19 protein-coding genes are annotated in these 23,214 nt (G+C 60.7%); 16 read left to right on the top strand and 3 right to left on the bottom strand.

Annotation, left to right across the window (positions count from 1 at the left end; genetic code table 11):
- Positions 1 to 675: 675 nt before the first annotated feature.
- The 3 genes from BMW75_RS10110 (at position 676) to BMW75_RS10120 (ending at position 4,754) form a co-directional block, all read left to right on the top strand.
- Positions 676 to 1,179, top strand: coding sequence for a sigma-70 family RNA polymerase sigma factor (locus tag BMW75_RS10110; RefSeq protein WP_092578992.1), 504 nt, complete (start codon positions 676 to 678; stop codon positions 1,177 to 1,179).
- Positions 1,180 to 1,190: 11 nt separating this feature from the next.
- A complete protein-coding gene (locus tag BMW75_RS10115) occupies positions 1,191 to 2,156 on the top strand; it encodes a FecR domain-containing protein (protein ID WP_092578994.1) in 966 nt (321 codons plus the stop codon).
- Between the two features lie 120 nt (positions 2,157 to 2,276).
- Complete coding sequence (locus BMW75_RS10120; protein WP_254791979.1) at positions 2,277 to 4,754, top strand: TonB-dependent siderophore receptor; 2,478 nt, start codon at positions 2,277 to 2,279, stop codon at positions 4,752 to 4,754.
- Positions 4,755 to 4,871: 117 nt separating this feature from the next.
- On the opposite strand, the gene BMW75_RS10125 is transcribed toward BMW75_RS10120, so the two are convergent.
- Positions 4,872 to 5,498 carry a tyrosine-type recombinase/integrase gene (locus BMW75_RS10125; protein ID WP_092578998.1) on the bottom strand — a complete coding sequence of 209 codons (627 nt, stop codon included), beginning with the start codon at positions 5,496 to 5,498 and terminating at the stop codon, positions 4,872 to 4,874.
- Positions 5,499 to 5,772: 274 nt separating this feature from the next.
- Here BMW75_RS10125 and BMW75_RS10130 point away from each other — a divergent pair, with 274 nt between their 5' ends.
- The 8 genes from BMW75_RS10130 (at position 5,773) to BMW75_RS10160 (ending at position 14,971) form a co-directional block, all read left to right on the top strand.
- Positions 5,773 to 7,137 carry a metallophosphoesterase gene (locus BMW75_RS10130; RefSeq protein WP_092579000.1) on the top strand — a complete coding sequence of 455 codons (1,365 nt, stop codon included), beginning with the start codon at positions 5,773 to 5,775 and terminating at the stop codon, positions 7,135 to 7,137.
- Positions 7,137 to 8,165: a GTPase-associated system all-helical protein GASH gene (locus tag BMW75_RS10135; RefSeq protein WP_092579002.1), complete on the top strand. Its 1,029-nt coding sequence runs from the start codon at positions 7,137 to 7,139 to the stop codon at positions 8,163 to 8,165. The genes BMW75_RS10130 and BMW75_RS10135 overlap by 1 nt, the downstream gene beginning before the upstream one ends.
- Complete coding sequence (locus BMW75_RS10140) at positions 8,162 to 9,193, top strand: TRAFAC clade GTPase domain-containing protein (protein WP_092579004.1); 1,032 nt, start codon at positions 8,162 to 8,164, stop codon at positions 9,191 to 9,193. The genes BMW75_RS10135 and BMW75_RS10140 overlap by 4 nt, the downstream gene beginning before the upstream one ends.
- A complete protein-coding gene (locus tag BMW75_RS10145) occupies positions 9,190 to 10,032 on the top strand; it encodes a TRAFAC clade GTPase domain-containing protein (RefSeq protein ID WP_092579006.1) in 843 nt (280 codons plus the stop codon). Before BMW75_RS10140 ends, BMW75_RS10145 begins: the two co-directional genes overlap by 4 nt.
- Positions 10,033 to 10,036: 4 nt before the next feature.
- Positions 10,037 to 12,667, top strand: a complete 2,631-nt coding sequence (locus BMW75_RS10150; protein ID WP_092579008.1) for a GAP1-N1 domain-containing protein — start codon at positions 10,037 to 10,039, stop codon at positions 12,665 to 12,667.
- 709 nt (positions 12,668 to 13,376) lie between these two features.
- Positions 13,377 to 13,841 (top strand): hypothetical protein, encoded by a 465-nt coding sequence (locus tag BMW75_RS10155; protein ID WP_092579010.1) that lies wholly within the window; start codon positions 13,377 to 13,379, stop codon positions 13,839 to 13,841.
- 120 nt (positions 13,842 to 13,961) lie between these two features.
- Positions 13,962 to 14,381, top strand: coding sequence for a JAB domain-containing protein (locus tag BMW75_RS29080; RefSeq protein WP_139208521.1), 420 nt, complete (start codon positions 13,962 to 13,964; stop codon positions 14,379 to 14,381).
- 50 nt (positions 14,382 to 14,431) lie between these two features.
- Complete coding sequence (locus BMW75_RS10160) at positions 14,432 to 14,971, top strand: JAB domain-containing protein (protein ID WP_092579012.1); 540 nt, start codon at positions 14,432 to 14,434, stop codon at positions 14,969 to 14,971.
- A 51-nt stretch (positions 14,972 to 15,022) separates the two neighbouring features.
- Here BMW75_RS10160 and BMW75_RS10165 read toward each other — a convergent pair whose 3' ends face one another.
- Together BMW75_RS10165 and BMW75_RS10170 are read right to left on the bottom strand one after the other, a co-directional pair.
- Complete coding sequence (locus BMW75_RS10165; protein ID WP_092579014.1) at positions 15,023 to 16,546, bottom strand: tyrosine-type recombinase/integrase; 1,524 nt, start codon at positions 16,544 to 16,546, stop codon at positions 15,023 to 15,025.
- Between the two features lie 310 nt (positions 16,547 to 16,856).
- Positions 16,857 to 17,768 carry a LysR substrate-binding domain-containing protein gene (locus tag BMW75_RS10170; RefSeq protein WP_076515654.1) on the bottom strand — a complete coding sequence of 304 codons (912 nt, stop codon included), beginning with the start codon at positions 17,766 to 17,768 and terminating at the stop codon, positions 16,857 to 16,859.
- Between the two features lie 108 nt (positions 17,769 to 17,876).
- On the opposite strand from BMW75_RS10170, the gene metC reads away from it, so the two are divergent.
- The 5 genes from metC to BMW75_RS10195 all read left to right on the top strand — a co-directional run bounded on the left by metC (position 17,877) and on the right by BMW75_RS10195 (position 23,193).
- Positions 17,877 to 19,028: a cystathionine beta-lyase gene (gene metC / locus BMW75_RS10175; protein ID WP_092579016.1), complete on the top strand. Its 1,152-nt coding sequence runs from the start codon at positions 17,877 to 17,879 to the stop codon at positions 19,026 to 19,028.
- Positions 19,029 to 19,096: 68 nt separating this feature from the next.
- The gene (locus tag BMW75_RS10180; RefSeq protein WP_092579018.1) at positions 19,097 to 20,176 is read left to right on the top strand and encodes an amino acid ABC transporter substrate-binding protein; all 1,080 of its coding nucleotides are present in this window, start codon (positions 19,097 to 19,099) and stop codon (positions 20,174 to 20,176) included.
- 25 nt (positions 20,177 to 20,201) lie between these two features.
- On the top strand, positions 20,202 to 21,344 hold the full coding sequence (locus tag BMW75_RS10185; RefSeq protein WP_092579020.1) for an amino acid ABC transporter permease: 1,143 nt from the start codon (positions 20,202 to 20,204) through the stop codon (positions 21,342 to 21,344).
- Positions 21,341 to 22,435: an amino acid ABC transporter permease gene (locus tag BMW75_RS10190; RefSeq protein WP_175493140.1), complete on the top strand. Its 1,095-nt coding sequence runs from the start codon at positions 21,341 to 21,343 to the stop codon at positions 22,433 to 22,435. Before BMW75_RS10185 ends, BMW75_RS10190 begins: the two co-directional genes overlap by 4 nt.
- Before the next feature lie 29 nt (positions 22,436 to 22,464).
- Positions 22,465 to 23,193 (top strand): amino acid ABC transporter ATP-binding protein, encoded by a 729-nt coding sequence (locus BMW75_RS10195; RefSeq protein WP_092579128.1) that lies wholly within the window; start codon positions 22,465 to 22,467, stop codon positions 23,191 to 23,193.
- Positions 23,194 to 23,214: the final 21 nt, after the last annotated feature.

Below are 23,214 nucleotides of genomic sequence, written 5' to 3' on the forward strand. Positions count from 1 at the left end.
ACGCGTGCGCGCGTGCTCCCTCTATGACCTCATAGCCCTTGCCCCTACGATGGATGCCCCTCATCCGAATGTCGGTGCTAAAGATGAATCCGCCACGGGAACACGCGCCTGGAGGCAATCCAGCTCCCGATACAGGCGCGACGATCTAGGAGGGAGACAAAATGGCCTCAGGCACTCGATTAGCAGACGTCATCGTCAAGCTACCAGATCGATCGACCTGCCTCATACAACGTCGCCTGGTCATCAACGCAGTGATACGGCCCCTTCAGAGCCGCAATACATTTGCACATTGCCATCAGGCGAGTCTGTCACTTGGCTTCGTGACGGCAAGTACCGCCTGCCAGATGGCACTGTAGCCGTCGCGGTCGCTCATCGACGACCTACTAAGTAGGTCTACTAAAGCAGGTGAGAAGCGTTTCGCTGGAATTCCGTGTAAGTTGGGTGACCGACAAAAGTCGAGTCAAATCGTTCGCTTGATTTGGTCAACGGCAAATTTGGTATGCCCCGGGCCGGAGTGGGCGGCCAATTGGAGGGCTGCTTGCGACCCATTACGGCCACTCAAGCGCGGCTTGCCAAGATCGGCAGGTTTGATGGAAAATTGATAGTAATTCTCATTACTAAATTTTCAATCCGGAGCGCCTGGTGTCCACCATTCCTCCCGCTGCCGTATCAGCGATGCATACGCTTTACAGCGACAACCATGGGTGGCTGCTGGGGTGGTTGCGCCGTCGTGTGGGCGATCCGTTCGATGCGGCTGATCTAATGCAGGACACCTTCGTCAGGGTGCTGAAGACGCATACAAGGCGATGCGGCGCGGCCAACGCCGACCCGGCCGTTGAGATTCGGGAACCGCGCGCCTATCTGGCGACCATTGCCAAAAGCCTGATGATCGATTTCTTCCGGCGCCAAACGTTGGAGCGGACCTATCTCGAGGTTTTGGCCGCACTCCCACCGCAGGAGGTCCCTTCGCTCGAAACGCAGGCCGTGTTGCGTAGCGCCTTGATCGAGATCGACGCCATGCTCGACGGACTCGGCTTAAAGGTCAAGCAGGCCTTCTTGATGGCGCAGTGCGAAGACCTTCCCTATGCTGAGATTGCCCGCCGTCTGGGGATATCACGTCGCAGCGTGGACAATTATCTGGCGCGCGCCATGGCGCATTGCTGCCTGCTCTTGCCGTGAGCGGCACGCCGATGTCTACGGAGACACCGCTCAGCGCGCGGGATCTGCGCGCCATCAAGGAGGCCGCCACCTGGTACGCGCGCCTTAGTTCGGAAGCCACTACCGCCAACGATCGCCACGCCTGGAGCCTCTGGCTCGCCAGCGACGCCGCCCACCGCGCCGCGTGGGGCAAGGTCGAGCAGGTCTGCCGCCAGATGGGCCGCCTGCCAGGCAGCATCGCCCGCCCCACGCTGGCGCCGGCCAAGGCGTCGCGCCGCGCAGTGTTGCGTACCATCGGCCTCGTGGCAGGCGCCGGCGCCGCCTCCTGGCTGGGATGGCGCACCCTGCCGTGGGAAGGCTGGGCTGCCGACTACCGCAGCGCCGTCGGCGAACGGCGCAACATCAAGCTTGCGGACGGCTCGTCCATGCTGATGGACACCGATACCGCCGTCGACGTCACGTTCGACGCCCAGGCGCGCATCCTGGACCTGCGATCGGGCGCCATTCTGGTCTCCACGCATCCCGACCCCGCCGCCACGCCGCGCCCCTTCCTCGTGCGAACGCGCCAGGGCACGGCCACCGCGCTCGGCACGCGTTTCATGGTCAAGACCGAAGGTGGCTGGACGCGCGTGGCCGTCCTGGAAAAGTCGGTACGCATTGAACCAGTACAGGGGCAGGGGGCCGTCGTCCTGCATGCTGGCCAGCAAGCGCGGTTCAGCCGAGACACCGTCGAACCCGCCAAGCCAAACGACATCACTACCGCGGCATGGACTAGTGGCAACCTCGTCGCGTTGGACATGCCGCTGGGCCAACTGGCGGCCGAGCTGGGCAGATATCGGCGCGGCGGTCTTGGGTGCGACGCCGATGTTGCCCAACTGCTGGTGTCGGGCTCTTTTCCGCTGGACAACACCGATCAGGCCCTGGCCGCGTTGACGCAGGGCTTTCCGGTCAAGACCGAGCGGGTGCTGGGCTATTGGACCCGGCTTGTCGCGCGGTGAAGCGTGCGGACGCCGAGCTCAGGAACCGTCCAAATTTATTTTGGAAGAATTTGCGTCTTCGGGCCGTTTCGTTCGTCCTCTCAGGCAGAACCTTTATTTCACGCCTTCCTGAGAGACTTCATGTCGTACAACCCCTCTGTTCACTCTATTTCCGTCCGCGGCATGCGCCTGCGCGCCTGGCCGTCCCATTTGGCGCTATTGTGCATGGCGTCGGCCCTGCTTGCCTCGCCGATGCTGCATGCGCAAGGCGCCGTCATGGCCTCCGAGTCCACCGCCCGCCGCTTCGACATCCCTGGCGGGCCGCTGGCCCAAGTGATCAGCCAGTATGCAAGCGCAGCCGGCGTGGCCATCTCGTTCGATGCCGCGCAAACGCGCGGCTTGACCTCTGCCGGCGTGCATGGCGCGTATGGGGTGGATGCGGGCTTCGCGGTCGCACTGGCGGGTAGTGGACTGGAGGCCGTCCGCGGCGCGCAGGGCGCTTACACGCTGCAGGTTCTTCCCGTAGCGGGATCCGTGGTCACCCTCCCCAGCATCGCCGTGACCGCGTCTTCCGAGCGGCCAGCCGACGACGGCTTCGTAGCGCTGCGTTCGTCGGCAGGCACCAAGACCAATACGCCCCTGATCGAGATTCCCCAAGCTATCAGCGTCGTCAGTCGCGAAGAGATGGATCAGCGTGGCGTGCAGAATTTCAATTCCGCAGTGGCGTACACACCCGGCATTCGCGCCATCGACTACCCCGGCGGGCAAGGCGCGCCCGACATCTACCTTCGAGGTTTCCGCGCCTTCAACCTGTTTTCGACGTTCCGGGACGGCCTGCGCGCGGGGTTTAACCAGTACGACATCGATATCGAGACCTACGGGCTGGAACGGATCGACGTTATCAAGGGGCCGTCGTCCGTGCTGTACGGGCAAATCGCCCCGGGCGGGCTGGTCGACATGACGACTAAGCGCCCGACCGAAACGCCGCTGCATGAAATCGAATTGCAGGGCGGGAATTTTGACCGCCGACAGGCTGCGTTCGACTTCGCAGGTCCGATGGACCAGGAGGGCAAGTGGCTTTACCGCATCACCGGCGTGGCGCGCGACAGTGGCACCCAAGTCGACCATTCGCCCGACGACCGGTTCTATCTGGCGCCGTCGCTGACATGGCGTCCCACCGACCGGACCAACGTCACCGTCTACGCGAGCTACCAGAAATCCAAGCGCGGCGGTTCGGAACAAAGCCTGCCACTGACCGGCACAGTCAATGACAACCCGGCCGGCCGCTTCCCGTCGGACGTCTTTCTGGGGCAACCCGACCTGACGCACTACACGGTCGAGAACACCTCGGTCGGCTATGAAGTCGAACATGCCGCCACGGAAAACTGGACCGTGCGTCAAAAAGCCCGCTACACGCATGCCAACGTGGATTACGTGTCCAGCGGCGCACGCAACAGCGCGCAACTGACCGACGGACGCTACTACACGTTCGGCATGCAGGACCGCCCGAAAAGCACCGACACCTTCCTGGTCGACACCAATGTCGAAGGCCGCGTTTCGACGGGTGCCGTGCAGCACACCGTTTTGGCAGGCCTGGACTACGGGTACTATTCCGGCCGCGAGTCCCGCACCGGGGGCACCAACGGCACGGTGGACATCTTCAATCCCGTCTACACCAATACCACCACGTGGAACAGCTTCAAATCGGTGGACGGCAAGAGCCAGGTCTATCAGACCGGGTTGTATGCGCAGGACCAACTGCGCTATGAGCGCTGGATCCTGACGCTGGGCGGCCGCTACGACTGGGCCACCAACAAGGAATCCGACTATCTGTCCGATGCGTCCAGCAAGGTCAATTCTGAGGCCTTCACTGGCCGTAGCGGACTAACCTATCTTTTCGATAACGGCGTCGCACCGTACGTCAGCTACTCCACGTCGTTCCAGCCCGCCTCGGGCACGCTGGCGCCGGCACGGGGTGGCGGCAATTTCGATCCGACCAAGGGCAAGCAGTACGAAGTCGGCATCAAGTACCAGCCTCCGGGTTCCGACAGCATGATCACGGCGTCCCTGTTCCAGTTGACGCAGCAAAACGTCACCACCGCGGACCCTTTGTATTCCGGCTACTCGGTGCAGGACGGCGAGGTGCGCTCGCGCGGCCTGGAGTTGGAGGCGAAGACCTCGCTGGCCGCTGGCCTTAACGTGGCGGCGTCGTACACCTATCTGGATGCCGAGATCACCAAGGACAATGCCAATCTCGTCACCGGCGTTAGCAAGAAGGGCCTACGCCCAGCGTCGGTGCCGCGTCACATGGCGGGCCTGTTTGTCGACTACACCGTGCGCACCGGGCCGCTCGCCGGGCTGGGCCTGGGCAGCGGCGTCCGGTATGTTGGATCGTCCTACAACGCGGCCAATACGATCAAGATCGGCGGGTACACCCTGGTTGATGCGGTGGTGCGATATGACCTGGGTCAGTTGAGCCAAGATCTTAAGGGCTTGCGCGCTTCGATTAGTGCGACCAACCTCTTTGATAAACGCTATTTCACCCCGGGCTTCTACGATCAGTCCGTGTTTTACGGCAACAGGCGCGCCGTGGTGGGGACATTGAGCTATAGCTGGTGATTTCACCGAACCTCGTGCTGGAGGACAAGGGATTCGGCTGATGGGTTAATTCGGTACTACGGTGGCGTCGAGCGGCTGCTTCTGACCGACAAGCGACCGCTCGCCGGCCGGGATCCATCAAACCTCTGTTTGTTCAGCCATCTCAAGCGCATCGTCGACTTCGATGCCAAGGTAGCGGACTGTGCTTTCCAGCTTTGTATGCCCGAGCAGCAGTTGTACAGCCCGAAGATTCTTCGTCCGGCGGTAGATCAGCGAGGCTTTTGTACGACGCATAGTGTGGGTGCCATATGCGGTATGGTCGAGGCCAATCGATGCGACCCAGCGATGCACAATTCGGGCGTACTGCCGCGTCGACAGATGCGGCGACGTATGTAACCTGCTCGGAAACAGAAAATCCGAAGCCTTCAGCCCTCGCGCCTCGATCCATGCTTCAAGGCTCTCACGGGTGTGCTCCGTAATCTCGAATTGGACCGCACGCAGGGTCTTCTGTTGCATGACGGTGGCTCTCGCGGCCACGTGGCTTCCGTGACGGATGTCCTGTACTTGCAGTCGCATGAGATCGCACGCTCGAAGCTTGCTATCGATCGCGAGATTGAACATCGCGAGTTCCCGGATGTTCGATGCCATCTGGAGTCTCGTTCGGATTGCCCAAATTTCTCCGAGCTTTAGCGGCGGCTTCTGCCCGGTGAGTTTTCCCTTGTTCCATGGCACACGACGTTCAACGGCGGCATTCTCGGATTCCATGACAATCTCCTTTCGAGTAAAGGGAGATTCAGTGTGCTCCTACGGAGGGTCGCTCTCCGACCCATTGCAGCCGGTGGATTCAGCGCGATATATAGGGCGGCTCTCAAGCTACAACGGACGTTCGATTTGACAGACCGAATGTACTTTTTGTGTCCACAAGCACAGGATCGCCTAGTTCTCGCAGCAGCAAAGATATCAGTTAATTAAAGCGATCTTTTCGTCTAACATTCTCGCGCACGTCAATATTTCCGTGGACGGCACAACAGGAGACAACATGCCGGCGGTTTTTGTTCACGTTTCGGATATTCACTTCGGGCAGGACAAGGGTGATCGGGTGCATATCCATAATGATGTTAAACAGCAGTTGATCGCCGATGCCAAGGAAGTTATTGCACAAATAGCGGGCGGTGTCGCTCATGGCATCTTGGTCACTGGAGACATCGCCCAATCCGGAAAGTGGAAGGAATACGAAGAAGCCGGTAAATGGCTCGATGACCTTGCGTCTAGTGTCGGCGTGGAGATCCATCGTGTGCAGATGGTGCCAGGGAATCACGATCTTGATCGATCCAAACTTTCGTTCTCAGGAAAACAGATTCTGGACTATATTCGCGCCGGAGGCTCGGACGAATACGAGGAGATCTTAAACAACCCGACTGATCGAATGGCGCTTTTTGCCCGATTCGGGGATTACGATCGTTTCAGTTTCGGCTACAACTGCCCTCTCAACAACGAGGGTGCATTTGCCTCCGAAATGGAGGTAAGTTTGGCGCCCGGGAGGACGATCCGCTTTATCAGGTTTAACTCAGCTCTTCTCTGCCACGGCCCAGAGCGGGATGAGCATCCGGAGCTGGTGATAGGTGCTCGTCAGTTCATCATCCCACGCACGCCTGGCGTGGAGAACATCGTGCTCGTTCACCACCCTTTGAACTGGTACAAGGACCAGGAGCAAGTACGAGATTACATTCGTAGCCGGGCGCGGGTTTTCATATCAGGACATGAGCACGACCCCAAGGTGTCGGTCGAGAACGTTGAGGCGGGTTCTGACTTGATGATGCTTGCCGCTGGCGCCACCGTTCCCTATGTCTCCAACGACATCTTCACCTTCACCTACAACATAATAGAATTCGATTGGGATGAACAAATCGACGGATTGTCGGTGACGATGCACCCGAGGGTTTGGAATCCTCAGCGCACCTCCTTCGAGGCGGATGAAAAACGCTTGGGCGGAAAGGATCCCAACTATCGGCTGGAGTGTCCGTTTTTTCGAAAGGCGGGTCGACCGGCGGCACCTAAGTCGGTTCAACCTTCTGACGTACCGGTTGCTGTCATGAGAACACAATCCGCGGAGCCGTTAATCGAGATGGTTCCGATGGAGTCCGCAGAAGGAGGGCCGCAGCCTATGCCGCCGAGGGTGGAAGGTTATGAAACCGTTCGGCTCCGTTTTTTCCGTGACTTGCTCGAAGGCGAGCGCCTGCGCATCCTCGTGGAGTTGGACGCGCTTCCGGAAAATTCCGATGAGCGGATGTCGCAGGGCCTCGAACGGAGGCTGCTTGACATGCTTGTTCGGCAGGGAAAACTGGAAAAGGTCAAGAAGATGGTCGATCAGTTGGTAGAAGAACGGAAGAACGGGGCTCAATAATGGACAATATTGCGGTTCACATGCGGATCTCTGGCGTCACCGTGAGCGATGACGATGTGAATTCTCGCCGGGCGGCGGCGATCAGCCTCGCGACTAGCTGGGGGAGGGAGAAATCCGTTTCGAAGATCATTTCCAGGGCGGAGGACGTCGCAAAATGTCTCGGCGGTGACGGTAACCCGTCGCCATCTTTGGGAGGTGAAATCCAGGGGGCCGTCCAGAAGAAGTCCTCGTCGTTCCTGTCTGCAGAGCGTCCGCTCGAAATTGGCGTGTGCGCGGGTATGGCGATGGTTTCCATTTTTGGCGCTAAACCGGGCAACCTTGGCTGGAGCATCTCCGACGTGTATGCGACCGCGCTTTGGTCTGCGCTCTCTTATCAACCAGTCCTGGAGGCCGAACGGCGCGAGAATCTTCGGCGGGAAGTTCTTGAGTCGGCTAGAGAGCGGGTGGCAACCTCGGCCGAAAAGGCGAGGAAACGGGTAGATGTCCCTGATCCGGTCGCTGTCGATATAACTATTGGCGAAGGCAATGCCCCTGCTAACAATGTCAATGAGGCCATCGCTGGCACGATAGAAGCGCTACGTCGCAATGCTGCACTCGACCGTGAGGAACTCGATTTCCTGTGGTGGGCGCAGCTCAGTCGTAGTCGGCTGCTCAAAAGACAACTGTCTGCGGTCGCCGAACCATTACGCATCGTCACAGCCGGCATCGAAGGGGCAAAAATGCTCCGCCGCCTTCCCTGCGAGGTACATCGCGAAATTGTCCTCCGATCGCTGGAGGAGAACGTGCAACTCGATCTGTCAGAGATGATTGCGGCCATCGGCGAAGACCGTGCGGTACTCGGTGCGGCATTCGTCGACGGCTATGTCGCCGATCATCCTACCGTTTTTCCCCTGCTCCACGCTTTGGCCACCGGTGAAGTGAATGGCCCGGGAGCGACTCTGAAGCGGCATATTTCCGAATGGGGTGAACGCGCGCTGCTGGAAGCCGGATTTGCCAGGATGATGACTCAGGGCGCGGGCAGGCTATGAGTGGATCATGCAAGTTCGATGGTTGCACTATCGACGAGACTGGCATCTGCGCGCTCGCGCGCGATCCGTCAACGTGCAGCAACCGCATCGCCGGAGGGGCGGACGGTTTGCCGTCGATGGACGCCCAACGTGACGACGAGCCGCCATCTCAAACGGGTGAGCAGTTAGGGGAACCTGTACTTGATCAGCCAGCCAGCGCCAGCGCATTCCCTGCCAGCCGACCGCTCGGGCTGGAGGATCTGAATAGCTTGATGGGTACCAGATACGTTAATGTGGTTGGTATCCTCGGCGATCCAGAGTCAGGCAAAACGGCAATGCTGGCTAGTTTGTACCTGCTCGTCTCGCACGCGATGCTTGAAGGGTGGTCTTTTGGGGATAGCAGGAGCCTGACAGCCTTCGAAGAGATTGCTCGGGGCGCCCGCGACTGGAACGACGGAAAAGCGCCGGAACAGATGACAGTCCACACGGAGCTCGCGGACGATCATCGTCCTGGATTTCTTCATCTCAGGCTCGTCCGGCATTCTGACAATCGACGCGTGGACCTTGCGCTTCCGGATGTGCCGGGAGAATGGACGCAGGCATTCGTCAACACCGCGCGATCGGATCGGCTGGACTTCATGAAAGCCGCCGAGGTCATATGGATCGTGCTCGACGGACGCACGCTCGCCGATATCGAGAAGCGTCAGGGACTCATAGCCCGGGTCGGGCAGCTTGCCGGCCGCCTGAACGCCATGCTAGACGGCGTCTCGCCTCGCCTTATACTCGTAGTGACTCATCGGGACATGCATGTCCTGGGCGACACTGTGGCCGACCGCTTGCAGGCAGAACTCGTGCGGCGCGGCGCGAAGGCCGAGATTCTGGGCATAGCGCCTTTCTCCGACGATCCGGACAACGTTCCGCCGGGATACGGGATCAGCGAGCTGATCAATTTGACCGTCACGACACCGGCGGAGCGACCGATCCTCTGGCATTTGACTGAACCAACCGAGGACGATCGGGCCTATCTGTCGTACAGGAGAGACCGATGAGCCGATCTATCATACTGCTTGGTGGTCCAGATTCGGGAAAGACCAACTATATCGGCCCTCTGTGGAGAGCGTTAGACGCTGGAACTGGTGCACTGCATGCTGCGGAGCAGCCCGAGAACATCAACTTCGTGCTTGAGGTCACCGACCACCTTTTCGAAGGGAATTTTGCACCACGCTCCGAACACAGCGACACACGTCGCGATTTCGAGGTTGTGGTCGCCGCGACGAAAGACGGCCCTAGATCTAGGGTCGTCGTGCCGGATGTCTCCGGGGAGCTTTGGCGTAGCGCCGTCATCGACGGCGAAATTGACCGGGACTGGATGAACGAGCTGAGGCACGCCGACGCCGCACTGCTCTTTGTGCGGGTTGATTCTGACTTGGACGTCCGGCCGCTTGATTGGGTGACCTCGCGCAGGATGCTCGAGAGGCTTGGTCAAGAGGAGGATCCGGGTATTTCGACTCAGGTTATGCTGTGTGAACTCATCCGCTTTCTCGAAGTTTCGCTCGCCAATCGTGAGGACGGCGGACTTCCGCGTCTCTCCGTCGTCGTCACGGCCTGGGATCGAGTCGATGCGGTCAAGTTTAATGAGGGGCCCGTGGCCTATCTCGAACGTGAATATCCACTTGTCGCCGGCCGGCTCGCCGACTTGGAGCGTCTCAATGTCCAGATCTTTGGCCTTAGCGCCGTCGGTGGTGACCTGAAACACGATCCTAGATACCGGCAGGAATTCCTTGAGGCAGGGTGTGATGGTCAGGGGTGGGTGGCGGTGCGTGACGGAGACGGGTGGGAGAAGAAACACGATGTCACCATTCCGATCGCCTGGGCAGTAGGCCTCTAAAACCGTGGCTACCGCGCAAGTTCAGATTCACGGCTATAGCAAGGGACACCAGCTCCTTGCATCGTCGGTGGTCCTGCTCAAAGAAGATCAGGCGGTGATAGATCGCCTTTCTGACGTGGCTGGCCCCCTGCGTCCGAAGGAACAGTTCTCGCCCTACCTGTCAGCCTATCCCTTGCCCAGCGGAAAGTACTATGTCATTGCCCGGACATGGCAAGACCTGACCGTTCCACGGGCGGGCTGCGTCAGGACTAAGAGTGTGCTGATCGATGCGCAAGCCTGGGCACACAGTCCGCCGCTTCTCCCGATTCTTCGTCTGCTTGATTCGGGTGAACTGCCCACCGATCAGGATGCAGTGTGCCTCGAACTTGAGAAGCAGTATGAAACACCGCTCCCGCCTGCCATCAACTTCAACGCGAGCGAACTGCTTGAAGCGCTCTTTCTTGAGGGCGTAAAACCGGTGGTCGTGTTTGACGCGCAAAATCCGGAATTAATCGCCTTGCGCCTGCTTAACGCGCTTTGGCCCAACATGCGGCGGCGGTTTGCACTTTCGACGTTTGCCTTGTCTCCGCGCAAGATAAGAGGTCGCGACTTCGATCTCGTATTCGCGCCATCGAATGCCAAGGCCAAGTTTTCAGACTGGCCTGGACGTCGCGTCGACGGCCATTCGTCGCAAACTGATCGGCATAGATGGACAGGCACGATCGTGCGCCGCGTCTTCGAGGAGCCCGAGCCAAGACTGCTGTCCGACCGCGAGATCAGTCTGCTCGGTGACCGCGACGCGGACAGCGCTGCAACCCTCCGGATAGCCCTGTTGTGGGACGAACTGCTGGACAAGCTGGAGCGGACGCCCACGGCCGCCTTGGGACTACTGGACATTGCCAATTCGGGATTGGTCAGCAATAAGGCGGCTGTGAAGTCGCTGGATCCCCGGTTGGCTGATGCCGCTCGTCGGGCCGCTACTAACTTGTCCTCAGGCGACGCCTGGGACTTCGTCGGCGCGATCTCGCAGAAGATGCAAGGGTACGAGGTTCCGGCCGGCAGGATAGCGGTTGAGCAGCTTGCGGAGTATCTCGCCGAGCGGGCGCCCGATGGTGCGATCAACCTTTTGCGCCAGCCTGACCCAAGCGGTGCGATTGACCGCTTGACCCCAAGCATCGCAATAGGTCTCAGCAAAGGTTCGGCACCACGCGTCGAGGATGTGCTTGCCGAGGCCCCGATGGACATCCTTGCTGGCCTGGTTTCACAAGGGGGAGCACTGGCCAGTAGGGTTGCTCAGAATGATGAACTCATCGGGAGAATGGGAGTCGTTCTGACGGACGTTGAACGAGAGCTCGCAGATAGGGCGGGCAAAAAGCTGCTCCCCTTCCTGATCGAGGATCGGCAGCTTTCGGCCGCCATGCCGATTTTCAAACAGCTTGATCCTAGAGGGATCGTTGCGGAAATCGATTGGCTGGGAAAAACCAACTCCTTCCGTGCGAAGCTGCTTGTCGCCGCACTAATCGATCGTGCGAGCGAGGTCGGCGGGCTGCCAGCCGTTCGCGACGTGCTAGTTTCATCAGAGGCGTCATCTCGAAGAGATGAGCTGCTGGAACTGACGATTGCCCCCGTCGGAAGTGACATACTGTGGCTTCTGGATGAGAAGCGCCTGTCCGAGACGGTGAGCGCTGCATTGCTCGAAGGTGTACTGCGGCGTGCCGACGATAGCGAGTTCGCAGAGCTGCTTTCCAATCATGTGATCCGAGAGCGCATGTTTGAACGTCTCCCGGACGAAGCTCTCGACATCTTGCAGCGAGCGGCGTTGGTGGACAGTCTTCCAATCAATACGCATATCCGTGTGATCCAGTCTGTGGTCCCGCGGGTCGATGATGCCCGGAAATTTGAGATCGCCCGGCAAGCGATTGAGCGCTTTTTGCGCCAGCGATTTGATGGCGACGAGATCGCCGTTTTGTGCACCCTAATCGGCATTCTGGGCGAGCGACTAAATGGTGGATGGGCTGCGAGGGTGGGATTGGAGCGCGGCAATGACGCCGCTGTTGCGAGCCGGAACCTCGTTGTCTTCGAGAGGGCGCCCTCGGCCGCCCGCACACGAATCGTCGAGGCAGTCGATGAAATCGCTCGAGTGTTGCACGGGCGGCACGTCATCGATTTGGATGAGGCTGCTATCGACGCTTGCGCGAAGCTCATGTTCGACGCGGAGAATATGTCGAGCAAGACTTTGGTCGATGCGGCGGGTTGGCTCGTGCCATCACTGCTTCTTGCCCGTCGTGAGCCCGTCTCGCTGATGATCGCGGCCTTGTTCCCAATGATTTACCGGGAACTGGCGAAGGCCGCCGCTGTACCTGACCTTCTGAAATTCGTCCCATTTCTCGATTGGGATCGCTGCAAAACCGCGCGACGTGAACTGGTCAACGCATTCATGTCCTCCTCATGGAAGACTGGTGATCTGGCCCTAACCGCATGTCGATGTGGTGATGTCGCAAAGATTCTCAAGCGCGTGGCAAATTCATACGGTGGAGAGGATTACCTTGTGCGCATGGAGAATGATCTGGACCGCTTGAACGATAACGATCGACGACTTGTCATGAACACGATTGCCGAGATTCGAGCGGATACATCCTACAAGTTTGACTGGTGAAATTGTAGTTAATTTATCTTTTGAATTCGAAGCCTGTCGCTGCGTTAGCCAATCACATCTGTCGGATCACCTGGCAGCATTGGTCGCAAGTCCTGAAGTGTATTGAAAGCGGTACCGCTAAGCGGGCGGCGGTCGGCAATTGCCCGGCTGCCGCAACCTCGACGCGCAAAACGTGAGAAGCGGTTGGGATCGAGTGGTCACGTCGGGCCGTGAGAGGAGAGGTCGTTGGTCCACGGGTTTCAGTCCTGCTGAGCCCCATTGCCAACGCAGCACCGCGTCAAACCGCTGATGCTGAAAGCGACCGGCTCCAATGTCAGCGTTGGCCGGTGACCTCGCGTTCCTCCTTTACGATTGGACGACCGGTTGTACTGCGCGTAGCCGACCTTAGGACGTCCGACCGACGCCGTCTGTGAACGGCTTCTGGCCGAAACCGGCCTTCATCCCCAAGGTTGATCAAAATCCCAAGTTAAGTGACGCGTCCACAGCAAAATCCCAACTTGAGTGACGCGATGGAACCAAAGTCAAAGACGCATTTCTCGTAATTCATTGATTTGACGGTAATGTCATTCCCAAGCGCGCTGCGTCGACACTTGCCTGGCCGCAACCTGCCACCTGCCACAGATCGAACCACCTGACTTCTAACGGTCATGCCCGACCGCTGCGGATCGAGGGTAGACTCGTTCGTTTCTCACTACGCTGGAGCTTGTATATGCCAGTCGCCGACGTCGCCCTGCTGACCCCGCTGCACGTCCATTCCATTGCAGTCCCGACGCAGAAGAACGATACCGTCCAGATCACGCTGCTGTCGGACATCGACCTGAACCACTGCGTCGCGCGCCTGCTGCACAATCATTTCGACGTCGCCAAATTGAATCACCTGGCTGATCTCAGCCCGTACAAGCTGGAGGTGTTTTTCGATGAAGACACGCTGGCCGGCGCCGGCGTCAAATACGGCCTGCGATCGGACCTGCACACCTGGGAGCCGATCCACAACGCGAACCAGTTCGCGTTTACGATGAGCCTCGACCAGTCGATCAACACCACGCCGCCGGCGGCCGGCTTCCCGATCGAAACCTGGCGCCGGACGCTGTTGCAGACTCTCGTACAAAACGCCGTCACCCGTGCCTTTGGCCCCAACGTCACCACCATCGACGTCCGCCGCCTTGTCTTCTGATCGCCAGCACTCTTTTGCTGGTGGCTATCACTCATTCGAGACTTTCGCGTGCGAAAGTGGCCCGGGCCGCGCCCTGCGCCCGGAGCCGCCGACGGCGGTTCCTCCTGGCGGTGGGCGGCCATGGCCACTGCGCGCGAGGCCGCGGCGCGCTACGTCCAGGCCGGCCGGCACATGTCACCTGCGGCCGCACGCCAATACATCTGGGCCCAGCTCGCGGAACGAGACACCGAGGCATTCGCGATGCTCTGCCTCAACTCGCAGATGGAACCGCTCGACTACTGCGAGCCGTTCCACGGCACGCTCGATCATCCGCGATTGCCCAGAAGAGCTTTTTCGGAAAATTCCAGGTTAAGTGAGATTTCCTACTCCCAAGCCGATCGAACTTCGACATCGGCACCGGTGGCGGTAGTCGTGCTAGCCCGCAAGCGAATTCGCTTCTGGACGTCGTCGGCGATGTCAATGCGAAATGCCCTTTGGACAATGCACATGGGGCAAATGAATGTCGGTACGCAAGCTCGATCTGACACCGAGGATTGTTGACGACCGAAGGGCAATGGGTTGATAGGCAACCCTCGCTTTTGGAGAGAGCAATGCAACTAAGTTTCAGTAGTGCGTGGGCAGGAGAAAGGCAGGTGCCGGAGGTTGCGCAAGGCGCACCGGTTGTGCGCGAGGCGGGCGGCCTGTATCGAGCCGCAACCCCGGAAGAGCTGCTACGTGCAGCTGCGCAGCAATTGGAGGGGGCGCTGGGTAGCCGCTTGCCAGTGGCCAAGCCATCCGCCGCTATCGACTATATAGTGACGCGGCTGGCGCTGTCGGACGTCGAAATATTCGGCGTTATGTTCCTTGATGCGCAGTTGAGGATGATCGCCTTCGAGGAAATGTTCAGAGGCACGCTGTCTGAGACGAGCGTGTATCCACGCGAGGTCGTCAAGGCGGCTATTCGGCACAACGCGCATTCCATCTTGATTGCCCACAACCATCCCTCGGGTTCGTCGCAGCCAAGCAGGGCGGACGTTGAGGTTACGCGGCGGTTGAAGGAAGCCGTGGCTCTGGTCAATGTGACGTTGGTCGACCACGTGATCGTGGCGGCAGGTAGCGGCAATTCTATGGCCCAGAAGGGCTTGATCTAGGCTTGCCCGCCTGCGTCCAACAGCCGAAGACCGAACGGTCTTCGGCTTTTTTTACGCCGCGAGTAGTTGCTTGGCGGTTAGCCGCTTTTGAAGCTCGGCTGGCGCCACGGCTCCCGACAGCAGTCTTTCCAAATAGTCGCCGAGCTTCGCCCATGCTGCTTGCTTCTCGTCGGCGTAGTCGTAGAGCTGGTAGTGCCGCCTGACACGGTTCTTGCCCGTGTGAATGACGTGATTTTGGCAGCGGTCGATGATGTTTGGATCGATTCCCAGTGATTCCATGATGGTCGACCCCGTTCGCCGTAAATCATGAGGCGTCCAATTACCGTTTTGGCCTTTGCCGAGCACCAGGGAGTTGTCCGAAGCGCGGCGTGCTTTGGGCTTTCCGTTGAACATGGCTTGCCGATCTTTGATTTGCTTAGTAAAGGCCTGCTTGTACATAGGTTGGTCTAGCCCCGCGTCATCATTGTCGCGCGAAGGTAGGAGCCAGCGGGATGATCCTGCCAGGCTGACAAGGGTCTCGAAATGCTTGACTGCGAAGGGTGACAGAAAGACCAGGTGGTCGCGCTTCTGTGATTTTCTGCCCTTGACGTTCGCCTTGGGAATGAACCACGTACCTTCTCGGAGATCGAGATGCGTAATTTCGGTTAGGTGCAGTTCCCCTATCCGGCATAGCGTGCTCAAACAGATCCAGGAAACTGCCTGCAACGCCTTGGATGGAGGCTTCCTCTTTCGCTTGTCATCCGAAGCGAGATACTGCTCCTCCAACTCGCGGTATCGAGTCTGGAGCTCGACAATCTCAATAGGCGGGAGAACGCGTTCGCGCGCGTTATCCGGGTCGTAATCGTCCGCCAGGAGCACCCCGAGTTCAACCAGCTCAACCGGATTTCCTTCCGAAAGCAGCCTTCGCCATGGTTGGCGTTTTTCTGCCCAATGGAACATCTGGCCCAGTATTTGGTAGGTCACCTCGGCAAGCCGATTGCAACCGCGGCCGACAATCGAGCGGATCACTCGCTCAATATCCTTCTCGCGAATTGATCGCACGGGAGTATCACCGATCAAGGGAAGCACGTCTTTTTCAACGATGCGCTTCACCTCGGTGTTGCCATCTGCTCGCTTCACTCCCGATTCCAGCCAGCTTTTATACATCTCTTGGAACGACAGGGCGTCGGTCGTGGCCTCTTCTTCAGCGGCGGTTACAGCGGCAGATTCAGCTGCCATAGCTTCCCGCACCTGGGCTTTTTCCAAGTCGCGGACGGCTGACGGATTGCGGCCCGCCTTAATGTCCGCCCGCGCTTTGTTCCTGGCGGAGCGGATCTCGTCGAGTGTGCGCTCCGGCCATGAGCCGCAGTAGAATCTCTTTACCTTGTCGCCCATGCGATAGGCGTATCGCCACACCACGGCCATCGTGCCGCGCTGAATGCGGATTTCTCCAGTCAGGCCGTCCCCATCGGCCAGGTGATCACCGACCCATTCCGCCGGTACCGCTTCCAGTTCTTTGACGGTCCACCGCGCACCTTTTCCGCGTTTTGGGTATCTCGTCATATTTCCTCGAATCTCTCCGTTCTTCTGCCTCATGCGCCATATGGGACAACATATGGGACAACATTTTTGCGGCTGTCAGCGTACATTAGCGAACGTCGACGAACAAGGAAATTTGTATAAAGCCTTATGAATCAGCTGGTTATTCGTTCGCTGACGTTCGCCGACGTTCGCGCGTTTCTAATTTGGGAGCAGAGGGTCGTGAGTTCGAATCCCACCGCCCCGACCAAAAAAAATGAAAGGGTTAGCTTACTTCTGGTGAGCTAACCCTTTTTCATTGCGCAGCGGATGGAGCAACACTGCGGAGGCAACCCGTGGGACTGCCCATGCCACTCCTCCTGTTGCGCTACGCCAGCGCCGCCTGCATCTTCTTCAAATCGCTTTCCAGCTGGATGCGCATGACTTTCAGCAGTTCGCGGGCGTTGCCCGACAGCGGCATGCCCGAGCGGAACACCAGCAGGCTGGTGAAGCTGACGTCCAACGACAGGCGCTTTATCGTGAGCCCGCGCGACAGATAGTCCAGCGCCATGATGGGGTGCACCATGCCGATCCCCGCGCCATTGAGCGCAAACTCGCAGACCGAGTTGGAATAGGGGGTTTCAAGCATGGGCCGCAGATTCAACCCGACCGTCTGCATCGCGGCTTCCAGGCGGCGCCGGCTGGCGTCTTCCGGATTGAGCGCAATGAAGGGATGGTCGACCAGGTCGCTGGCGTCGATCACCTTCTTGCGGGCGAGCGGATGGTGATGGTGCATCGCGATCACACCCGGTGTACGCAGGAATTCCGAGTGTTCGAGGCCCCGCACCGACAGCTCGTCGGCCATCAACCCGAAGTCGAGCTGGCCCGCTGCGACCTGGCGCAGCACCTCGCGCGAACTCATGATCTGAAATGACATCTGCAGGCGGCGGTCGGCCAGGCCGAAGGCGGCAATGGCGCGCGGCATGAAGCCGGTGCCCAAGGCGGGCAGCGATCCAATCGCCAGCCGGCCCACGCCAAATGACTTGAGGCTGCGGATGCGGTGTTCGATGAGCTCGAAACCTGCGAAGCAGCGATCCACTTCTTCCATCAACGCGCCGGCCTCGGGCGTGGGGACCAGCCGGCCGCGCACCCGCTCAAACAGGCGTAGCCCGGAGGTGTCTTCGAGTTTACGGATCGACTGGCTGATGGCGGGTTGTGATACGCCCAGCAGGTTGGCGGCCTTGCTGGTCGTGCCGGCCTGCATGACGGCGCGGAAAACCTGGATCTCACGCATATCCATATATAAGTCCTGCTTATTGACTAAGTCAGTTCAATTGTTGAGGGAATTGGTCTGAACGTCCAGACTGCACGGCATCGAGACCTTTCTCACGCGCCGAAATTAGTCTAAATGAACAACACCAGCCCCTCGAATACCGATTTCGCCAGCCTGTCGCCGGCCGTCCAACGTGCCTCCACGGTGGTGTTCGGCTCACTTGCCGACTTCGTCAACCGAAAGCAGCGCCAGCCCGACGGCTACAGCTACGGCATTACCGGCACGCCGACGGCGCGCCTTTTGGAGCAACGCATCGCGGCGCTCGAAGGCGCCCGCCACTGTGTGATCACCCCCTCCGGCGCGTCGGCGCTGATGACCGTCGTGATGGGCTTCGTGCGCGGCGGCGATCACCTGCTGGTGTCGGCGGCCTGCTATGGCGCGCTCAAGACCTTTGCCGAGAAGTGGCTGGCCCACATGGGCGTGGAGGTCGAGATCTACCGGCCCGCCATCGGCGCGGAGATCGAGGCGCTGATCCGGCCCGCCACGCGCATGATCTGCATGGAAGCGCCCGGCACCGTCACGATGGAAATGGCCGACATCCCGGCGATTGCCGAGGTGGCGCGCCGCCATGGCGTGCTGACGATGATGGACAACACCTGGGCCAGCCCGCTGGGGTTCCAGCCCTTGGCGCATGGCGTGGATTTCAGTGTGGAAGCCGCCACCAAGTTCTTCAGCGGCCATTCCGATGTGCTCATGGGCAGCGTCAGCCTCAATGATGCCGGCCACTACGCAGTCCTGCGGGAAACGCAGAGCATCCTGGGCCAGCAGGTCAGCCCGGAGGATTGCTTTCTGGTGCTGCGCGGCCTGGAAACCCTGGACCTGCGCGTTCGCGCGCAAAGCGCTGCCACGCTGGAGATCGCGCAGTGGCTGCAGGCGCAACCGCAGGTGGAGCGGCTGCTGTATCCGCCGCTTGAAGGCGATGACGGCCATGCCCTGTGGCGGCGCGATTTCCGCACCAACGGCTGCCTGTTCTCCTTGATCCTGAAGCCGGCGCCGGAGCAGGCATTCAACGGCTTCTTTGACACGCTAGAACACTTCTCCATCGGCGCGAGCTGGGGCGGGGTGCACAGCCTGGCCGCCTACTACCCCGCGCCTTTGCAGGCCGGTCGCGTGCATCCGGCCACGGACCAGCCGGTGGTGCGCCTGTCGATCGGACTTGAGGGCGTCGAGATCCTGAAAGAAGACCTGCGCAGGGCGCTGGACGCCTACGCCCGCCAGGCACGCTGATATCCATCCTGGGGCCAGCCGCCGACAAGAGCGTCATGGCCCGCCAACACATTGCAAGGGGAATTGCCATGTACCGTATCCATACCGTTACGCGCGCGCTCATCCTGGGCGCCGCCGCCATTCTGCCCGCCTTTGCAGGCGCGCAGACTCCCGCACCGGCCAGCCCGGCCACACCGGCGGTTTCCGCGTCCAGCAACAGCCCGACCGTGGACCAGATCCGTGCCCGCGGCTATGTGATCTGCGGATCCGGCCACGGCACCACCGGCTTTTCCGCGCCCGACAAAGACGGCAACTGGAAGGGGCTGGACGTGGAAACCTGCCGCGCCATCGCGATTGCCGTGCTGGGTGACGGCGCCAAGGTGCGCTTCGTTCCGTTGACCGGTCAGCAGCGTCTGACCGCCCTGCAGACCGGGCAGATCGACGTGCTGCCGCGCACCACGTCCTGGACCCTGCGGCGCGATGCCAACGGCATCAACTTCACCTATCCCAATTACTACGAGTACGACGCCTTCATGGTGCGCAAGGATCTGGGTATCACCCAGACCAAGGACATGCAGGGCGCCACCATCTGCGTGCAGACCGGATCGACCAACGAAGTGACGGTGGCCGACCTGTCGCGCAAGTTCAAACTGGGCTTGAAGACGGTCTTGTTCGACAACGTGGCCGCATCGCGCCAGGCCTTCTTCACGGGGCGCTGCGACGGCCTGATCACGGACTCGTCGGCGCTGGCGGCGGTGCGCGCCACGCAGGCGCAGAACCCGGACGACTACATCATCTTTCCGGCCAGCGGCAACAGCGAAGCCCTGACTCCCGCGGTGCGCCATGGCGATGACCGCTGGTTCGACATCGTCAAATTCGTGGTCCAGGTGCCGATCGCGGCCGAAGACATGGGCATCACGCAGGCCAATGTGGACGCCATGCTCAAGTCGGACGATCCGCGCATCGCGCGCTTTTTGGGCGTCGAGCCGGGCAACGGCAAGGCGTTGGGCCTGGACGAGCGCTGGGCCTACAACATCGTCAAGGCGCAGGGCAACTACGGCGAGATGTTCGAACGCAATGTCGGCAAGAACAGCCCTTTGAAGCTTGAGCGCGGCTTGAACCGGCTGTATCGCGACGGCGGCCTGATGTACCCCTACGTCTTCAACTGACCCGCAAGCCGGGCGGGGCTGATTCATGTTCAAGCGACTTTGGTACGACGCGCGGGCGCGATCCGTGCTGGCGCAGGGGCTCATTGCCTGCGTTTTCTTCGGGACGCTGTACTGGCTGGTGTGGAACGCGCACGACAACCTGACCCAGCGCGGCATCACCACCGGCTTTGGCTATCTGGGGGACGCCGCGCGCTTCCCGGTGTCGGAAAGCTTGCTGGCCTACCGGCCTACCGACAGCTATGCGCGCGCGTTCGCCGTCGGGCTGGTCAACACGCTGTATATCTCGGTGCTGGTGATCGTGGCCTCGACGGTGCTGGGATTCCTGCTGGCGCTGGCGCGCCGCAGCCGGCATCCCCTGGTGCATGGCATCGCCACGCTCTATCTGGAAATCACGCGCAATACCCCGTTGGTGGTGCAACTGCTGTTCTGGTATAGCCTGGTCACCATCAATCTGCCCTCGCCCAGGCAGGCGCTCAACCCCTTGCCGGGCGTATTCCTGTCGATTCGCGGCCTGTTTTTTCCAAGCGTGCAGTCGCAGGGCGATTGGCTGCCGTTGGCGGGCGTGCTGTTGGCGGCGCTGTTGGCGTGGTGGGGCCTGCGCCCGCTGCGCAGGCATCGTCCCTCCCTGCCGCTGGGCCGCATCCTGATCGCCGTGACGGCGTTGGCGGGCGTCGCGGCCTGGCAATGGGGCGGCCTGACATTAAGCACCACCGCGCCGCAACTGCGCGGACTGAATTTCGTCGGCGGCACCGCGCTCACGCCTGAATTCACCGCGCTGCTGGTGGGCCTGACGCTGTATTCGGCGGCGTTCTCGGGCGAGATCATCCGCGGTGGAATCGAGGCCGTTGCGCAAGGGCAATGGGAGGCGGCGCAGTCGCTTGGCCTGCGGCCCTGGACCACGCTGCGCCATGTGATCGTGCCGCAATCGCTGCGCGTGATCGTGCCGCCCATGACCAGCCAGTACCTGTCGATCGTGAAGAACACCACGCTGGCGCTCGCGGTGGGGTATCCGGACCTGTCGTTCGTGATCACCACCACCATCAACCAGACCGGGCAGGCCATCGAAGGCTTGGCGATCCTGATGGGCGTGTATCTGTGCATCAGCCTGAGCGTGTCGCTGTTCATGAACCTCTACAACCGGCGCATCCTGCGGACCGAACGCAAATGAATACGACCGTGATCTCTACAGACATGCCTTCCCGGCCGGCGCCGGTGGATCGCCGGGCGGGCGTGGCCCAGCGCCTGTTCGGCAGCGTTTCCAGCAGTATCGCCACCGTGGTGGCACTTGGGTTGGCGCTCTATGCCCTGGGGCGGTTCATTGACTGGTCGCTGTTGAATGCCGTCTGGCCGGGTGAACCCGGCGCCATGTGCCGGCAGGCCAGCGGAGCCTGCTGGGCGTTCCTGGCCGAAAAGCTGAATCAGATTTTGTTCGGCATTTATCCGCGCGGCGAGCAATGGCGGCCGGCCGTGGTGTGCGTGGTGATTCTGGCGATGGTTGTCGTGTCGCTCGACCCGCGCCAATGGCGGCTGCGCACGGTCTGGCTGTGGCTGGCGGGCATGGGCGGCTCGCTGGCGCTGATGCAGGGCGGCTGGGCGGGCCTGACCCCAGTGCCCACCGCATCGTGGGGCGGCCTGCCCGTGACGCTGCTGCTGGCGGTATGCGCGCTGGGGGTGGGCATGCCGCTGGGCATCCTGCTGGCGCTGGCCCGGCGCGGGTCGCTGCCGATGGCGCGCTTCATCGCCACGTGCGTCATCGAGCTGATCCGCGGCCTGCCGTTGATCAGTCTGTTATTCATGGCATCCATCGTGCTGCCCATCATGCTTCCGGCCGGCATGACCATCGACAGCCTGCTGCGCGCCGGCATCGCGCTTACGGTTTTTTCGGCCGCCTACCTGGCCGAGGTGATCCGTGGCGGCCTGCAGTCGCTGCCGGCGGGGCAGATGGAAGCCTCGCGCGCGCTGGGCCTGTCGTGGTGGCAGATGACGCGGCTGGTGGTGCTGCCGCAGGCCGTGCGCAAGGTGATCGCACCGCTCACCAATACCGCCATCGTGATGATCAAGAACACCAGCCTGGTGCTGATCGTCGGGCTGTTCGACCTGCTCAGTTCGGGGCGCGCCGCCTTGACGGATCCCGCCTGGCCCACGCCCTATGTCGAGACCTATCTCTTCATTGCCGGCATCTATTTCTGCATCTGCTTCGGCCTGTCGCGCTATTCGATGTGGCTGGAGCGGCGCTTCAAAAAAGGGGAACTCCGTTGAACCAGCAACAAGGCGGCGAGGCCGCGCCCATGGCCGTCAGCATATCCGGCATGAGCAAATGGTATGGCGACTTTCAGGTGCTGCATGACATAGACCTGCAGGTGGCCGTCGGTGAACGTCTGGTGATCTGCGGGCCTTCGGGGTCGGGCAAGTCCACGATGATCCGCTGCATCAATCGGCTGGAACGCCATCAGGAAGGCCGCATCGTGGTCAACGGGGTGGAGCTTGCCGACGACCTGCGCGCCATCGACGAAGTGCGCGCGGATGCGGGGATGGTGTTCCAACACTTCAATCTGTTTCCTCACCTGACGGTGCTGGAAAATTGCATCCTGGCGCCCATGCACGTCAAGCGCATGGCGCGCCCGCAGGCCGCCGACCTGGCGCTGCAATACCTGGCGCGGGTACGCATCCTGGACCAGGCGGACAAGTATCCGGGCCAGTTGTCCGGCGGGCAACAACAGCGCGCGGCCATCGCGCGCTCGTTGTGCATGCAGCCGCGCATCATGCTGTTCGACGAACCCACGTCCGCCCTGGACCCGGAAATGGTCAAGGAGGTGCTCGACACCATGACCTCGTTGGCCGACGATGGCATGACCATGCTGTGCGTGACGCACGAGATGGGCTTTGCACGGAGCGTGGCAGACCGGGTCGTCTTCATGGACGGCGGCCGTATCCTGGAATCGGCCGCGCCGGACGCCTTCTTCGACCGCCCTCGGCACGAACGCACACGCGCGTTTCTTGAGCGCATCCTGCATTGAGCGAAGGGCAGGCCAGGCGCG

This window comes from Achromobacter sp. NFACC18-2 (genome assembly GCF_900108985.1).
In the GTDB taxonomy this organism is placed as follows: Bacteria; Pseudomonadota; Gammaproteobacteria; order Burkholderiales; family Burkholderiaceae_B; genus Achromobacter.

Excerpts from the sequence above, each read along its gene's own strand:
- BMW75_RS29080 (WP_139208521.1), top strand. The coding sequence starts at position 13,962 with ATGGCCACTGCGCGCGAGGCCGCGGCGCGCTACGTCCAGGCCGGCCGG.
- BMW75_RS10120 (WP_254791979.1), top strand. The coding sequence starts at position 2,277 with ATGTCGTACAACCCCTCTGTTCACTCTATTTCCGTCCGCGGCATGCGC.
- BMW75_RS10170 (WP_076515654.1), bottom strand. The coding sequence starts at position 17,768 with ATGGATATGCGTGAGATCCAGGTTTTCCGCGCCGTCATGCAGGCCGGC.
- BMW75_RS10145 (WP_092579006.1), top strand. The coding sequence starts at position 9,190 with ATGAGCCGATCTATCATACTGCTTGGTGGTCCAGATTCGGGAAAGACC.
- BMW75_RS10165 (WP_092579014.1), bottom strand. The coding sequence starts at position 16,546 with ATGAGGCAGAAGAACGGAGAGATTCGAGGAAATATGACGAGATACCCA.
- BMW75_RS10110 (WP_092578992.1), top strand. The coding sequence starts at position 676 with ATGCATACGCTTTACAGCGACAACCATGGGTGGCTGCTGGGGTGGTTG.
- BMW75_RS10190 (WP_175493140.1), top strand. The coding sequence starts at position 21,341 with ATGAATACGACCGTGATCTCTACAGACATGCCTTCCCGGCCGGCGCCG.
- BMW75_RS10155 (WP_092579010.1), top strand. The coding sequence starts at position 13,377 with ATGCCAGTCGCCGACGTCGCCCTGCTGACCCCGCTGCACGTCCATTCC.
- BMW75_RS10115 (WP_092578994.1), top strand. The coding sequence starts at position 1,191 with ATGTCTACGGAGACACCGCTCAGCGCGCGGGATCTGCGCGCCATCAAG.
- BMW75_RS10185 (WP_092579020.1), top strand. The coding sequence starts at position 20,202 with ATGTTCAAGCGACTTTGGTACGACGCGCGGGCGCGATCCGTGCTGGCG.
- BMW75_RS10160 (WP_092579012.1), top strand. The coding sequence starts at position 14,432 with ATGCAACTAAGTTTCAGTAGTGCGTGGGCAGGAGAAAGGCAGGTGCCG.
- BMW75_RS10140 (WP_092579004.1), top strand. The coding sequence starts at position 8,162 with ATGAGTGGATCATGCAAGTTCGATGGTTGCACTATCGACGAGACTGGC.
- BMW75_RS10195 (WP_092579128.1), top strand. The coding sequence starts at position 22,465 with ATGGCCGTCAGCATATCCGGCATGAGCAAATGGTATGGCGACTTTCAG.
- BMW75_RS10130 (WP_092579000.1), top strand. The coding sequence starts at position 5,773 with ATGCCGGCGGTTTTTGTTCACGTTTCGGATATTCACTTCGGGCAGGAC.
- BMW75_RS10125 (WP_092578998.1), bottom strand. The coding sequence starts at position 5,498 with ATGGAATCCGAGAATGCCGCCGTTGAACGTCGTGTGCCATGGAACAAG.
- BMW75_RS10180 (WP_092579018.1), top strand. The coding sequence starts at position 19,097 with ATGTACCGTATCCATACCGTTACGCGCGCGCTCATCCTGGGCGCCGCC.
- BMW75_RS10135 (WP_092579002.1), top strand. The coding sequence starts at position 7,137 with ATGGACAATATTGCGGTTCACATGCGGATCTCTGGCGTCACCGTGAGC.
- metC (WP_092579016.1), top strand. The coding sequence starts at position 17,877 with ATGAACAACACCAGCCCCTCGAATACCGATTTCGCCAGCCTGTCGCCG.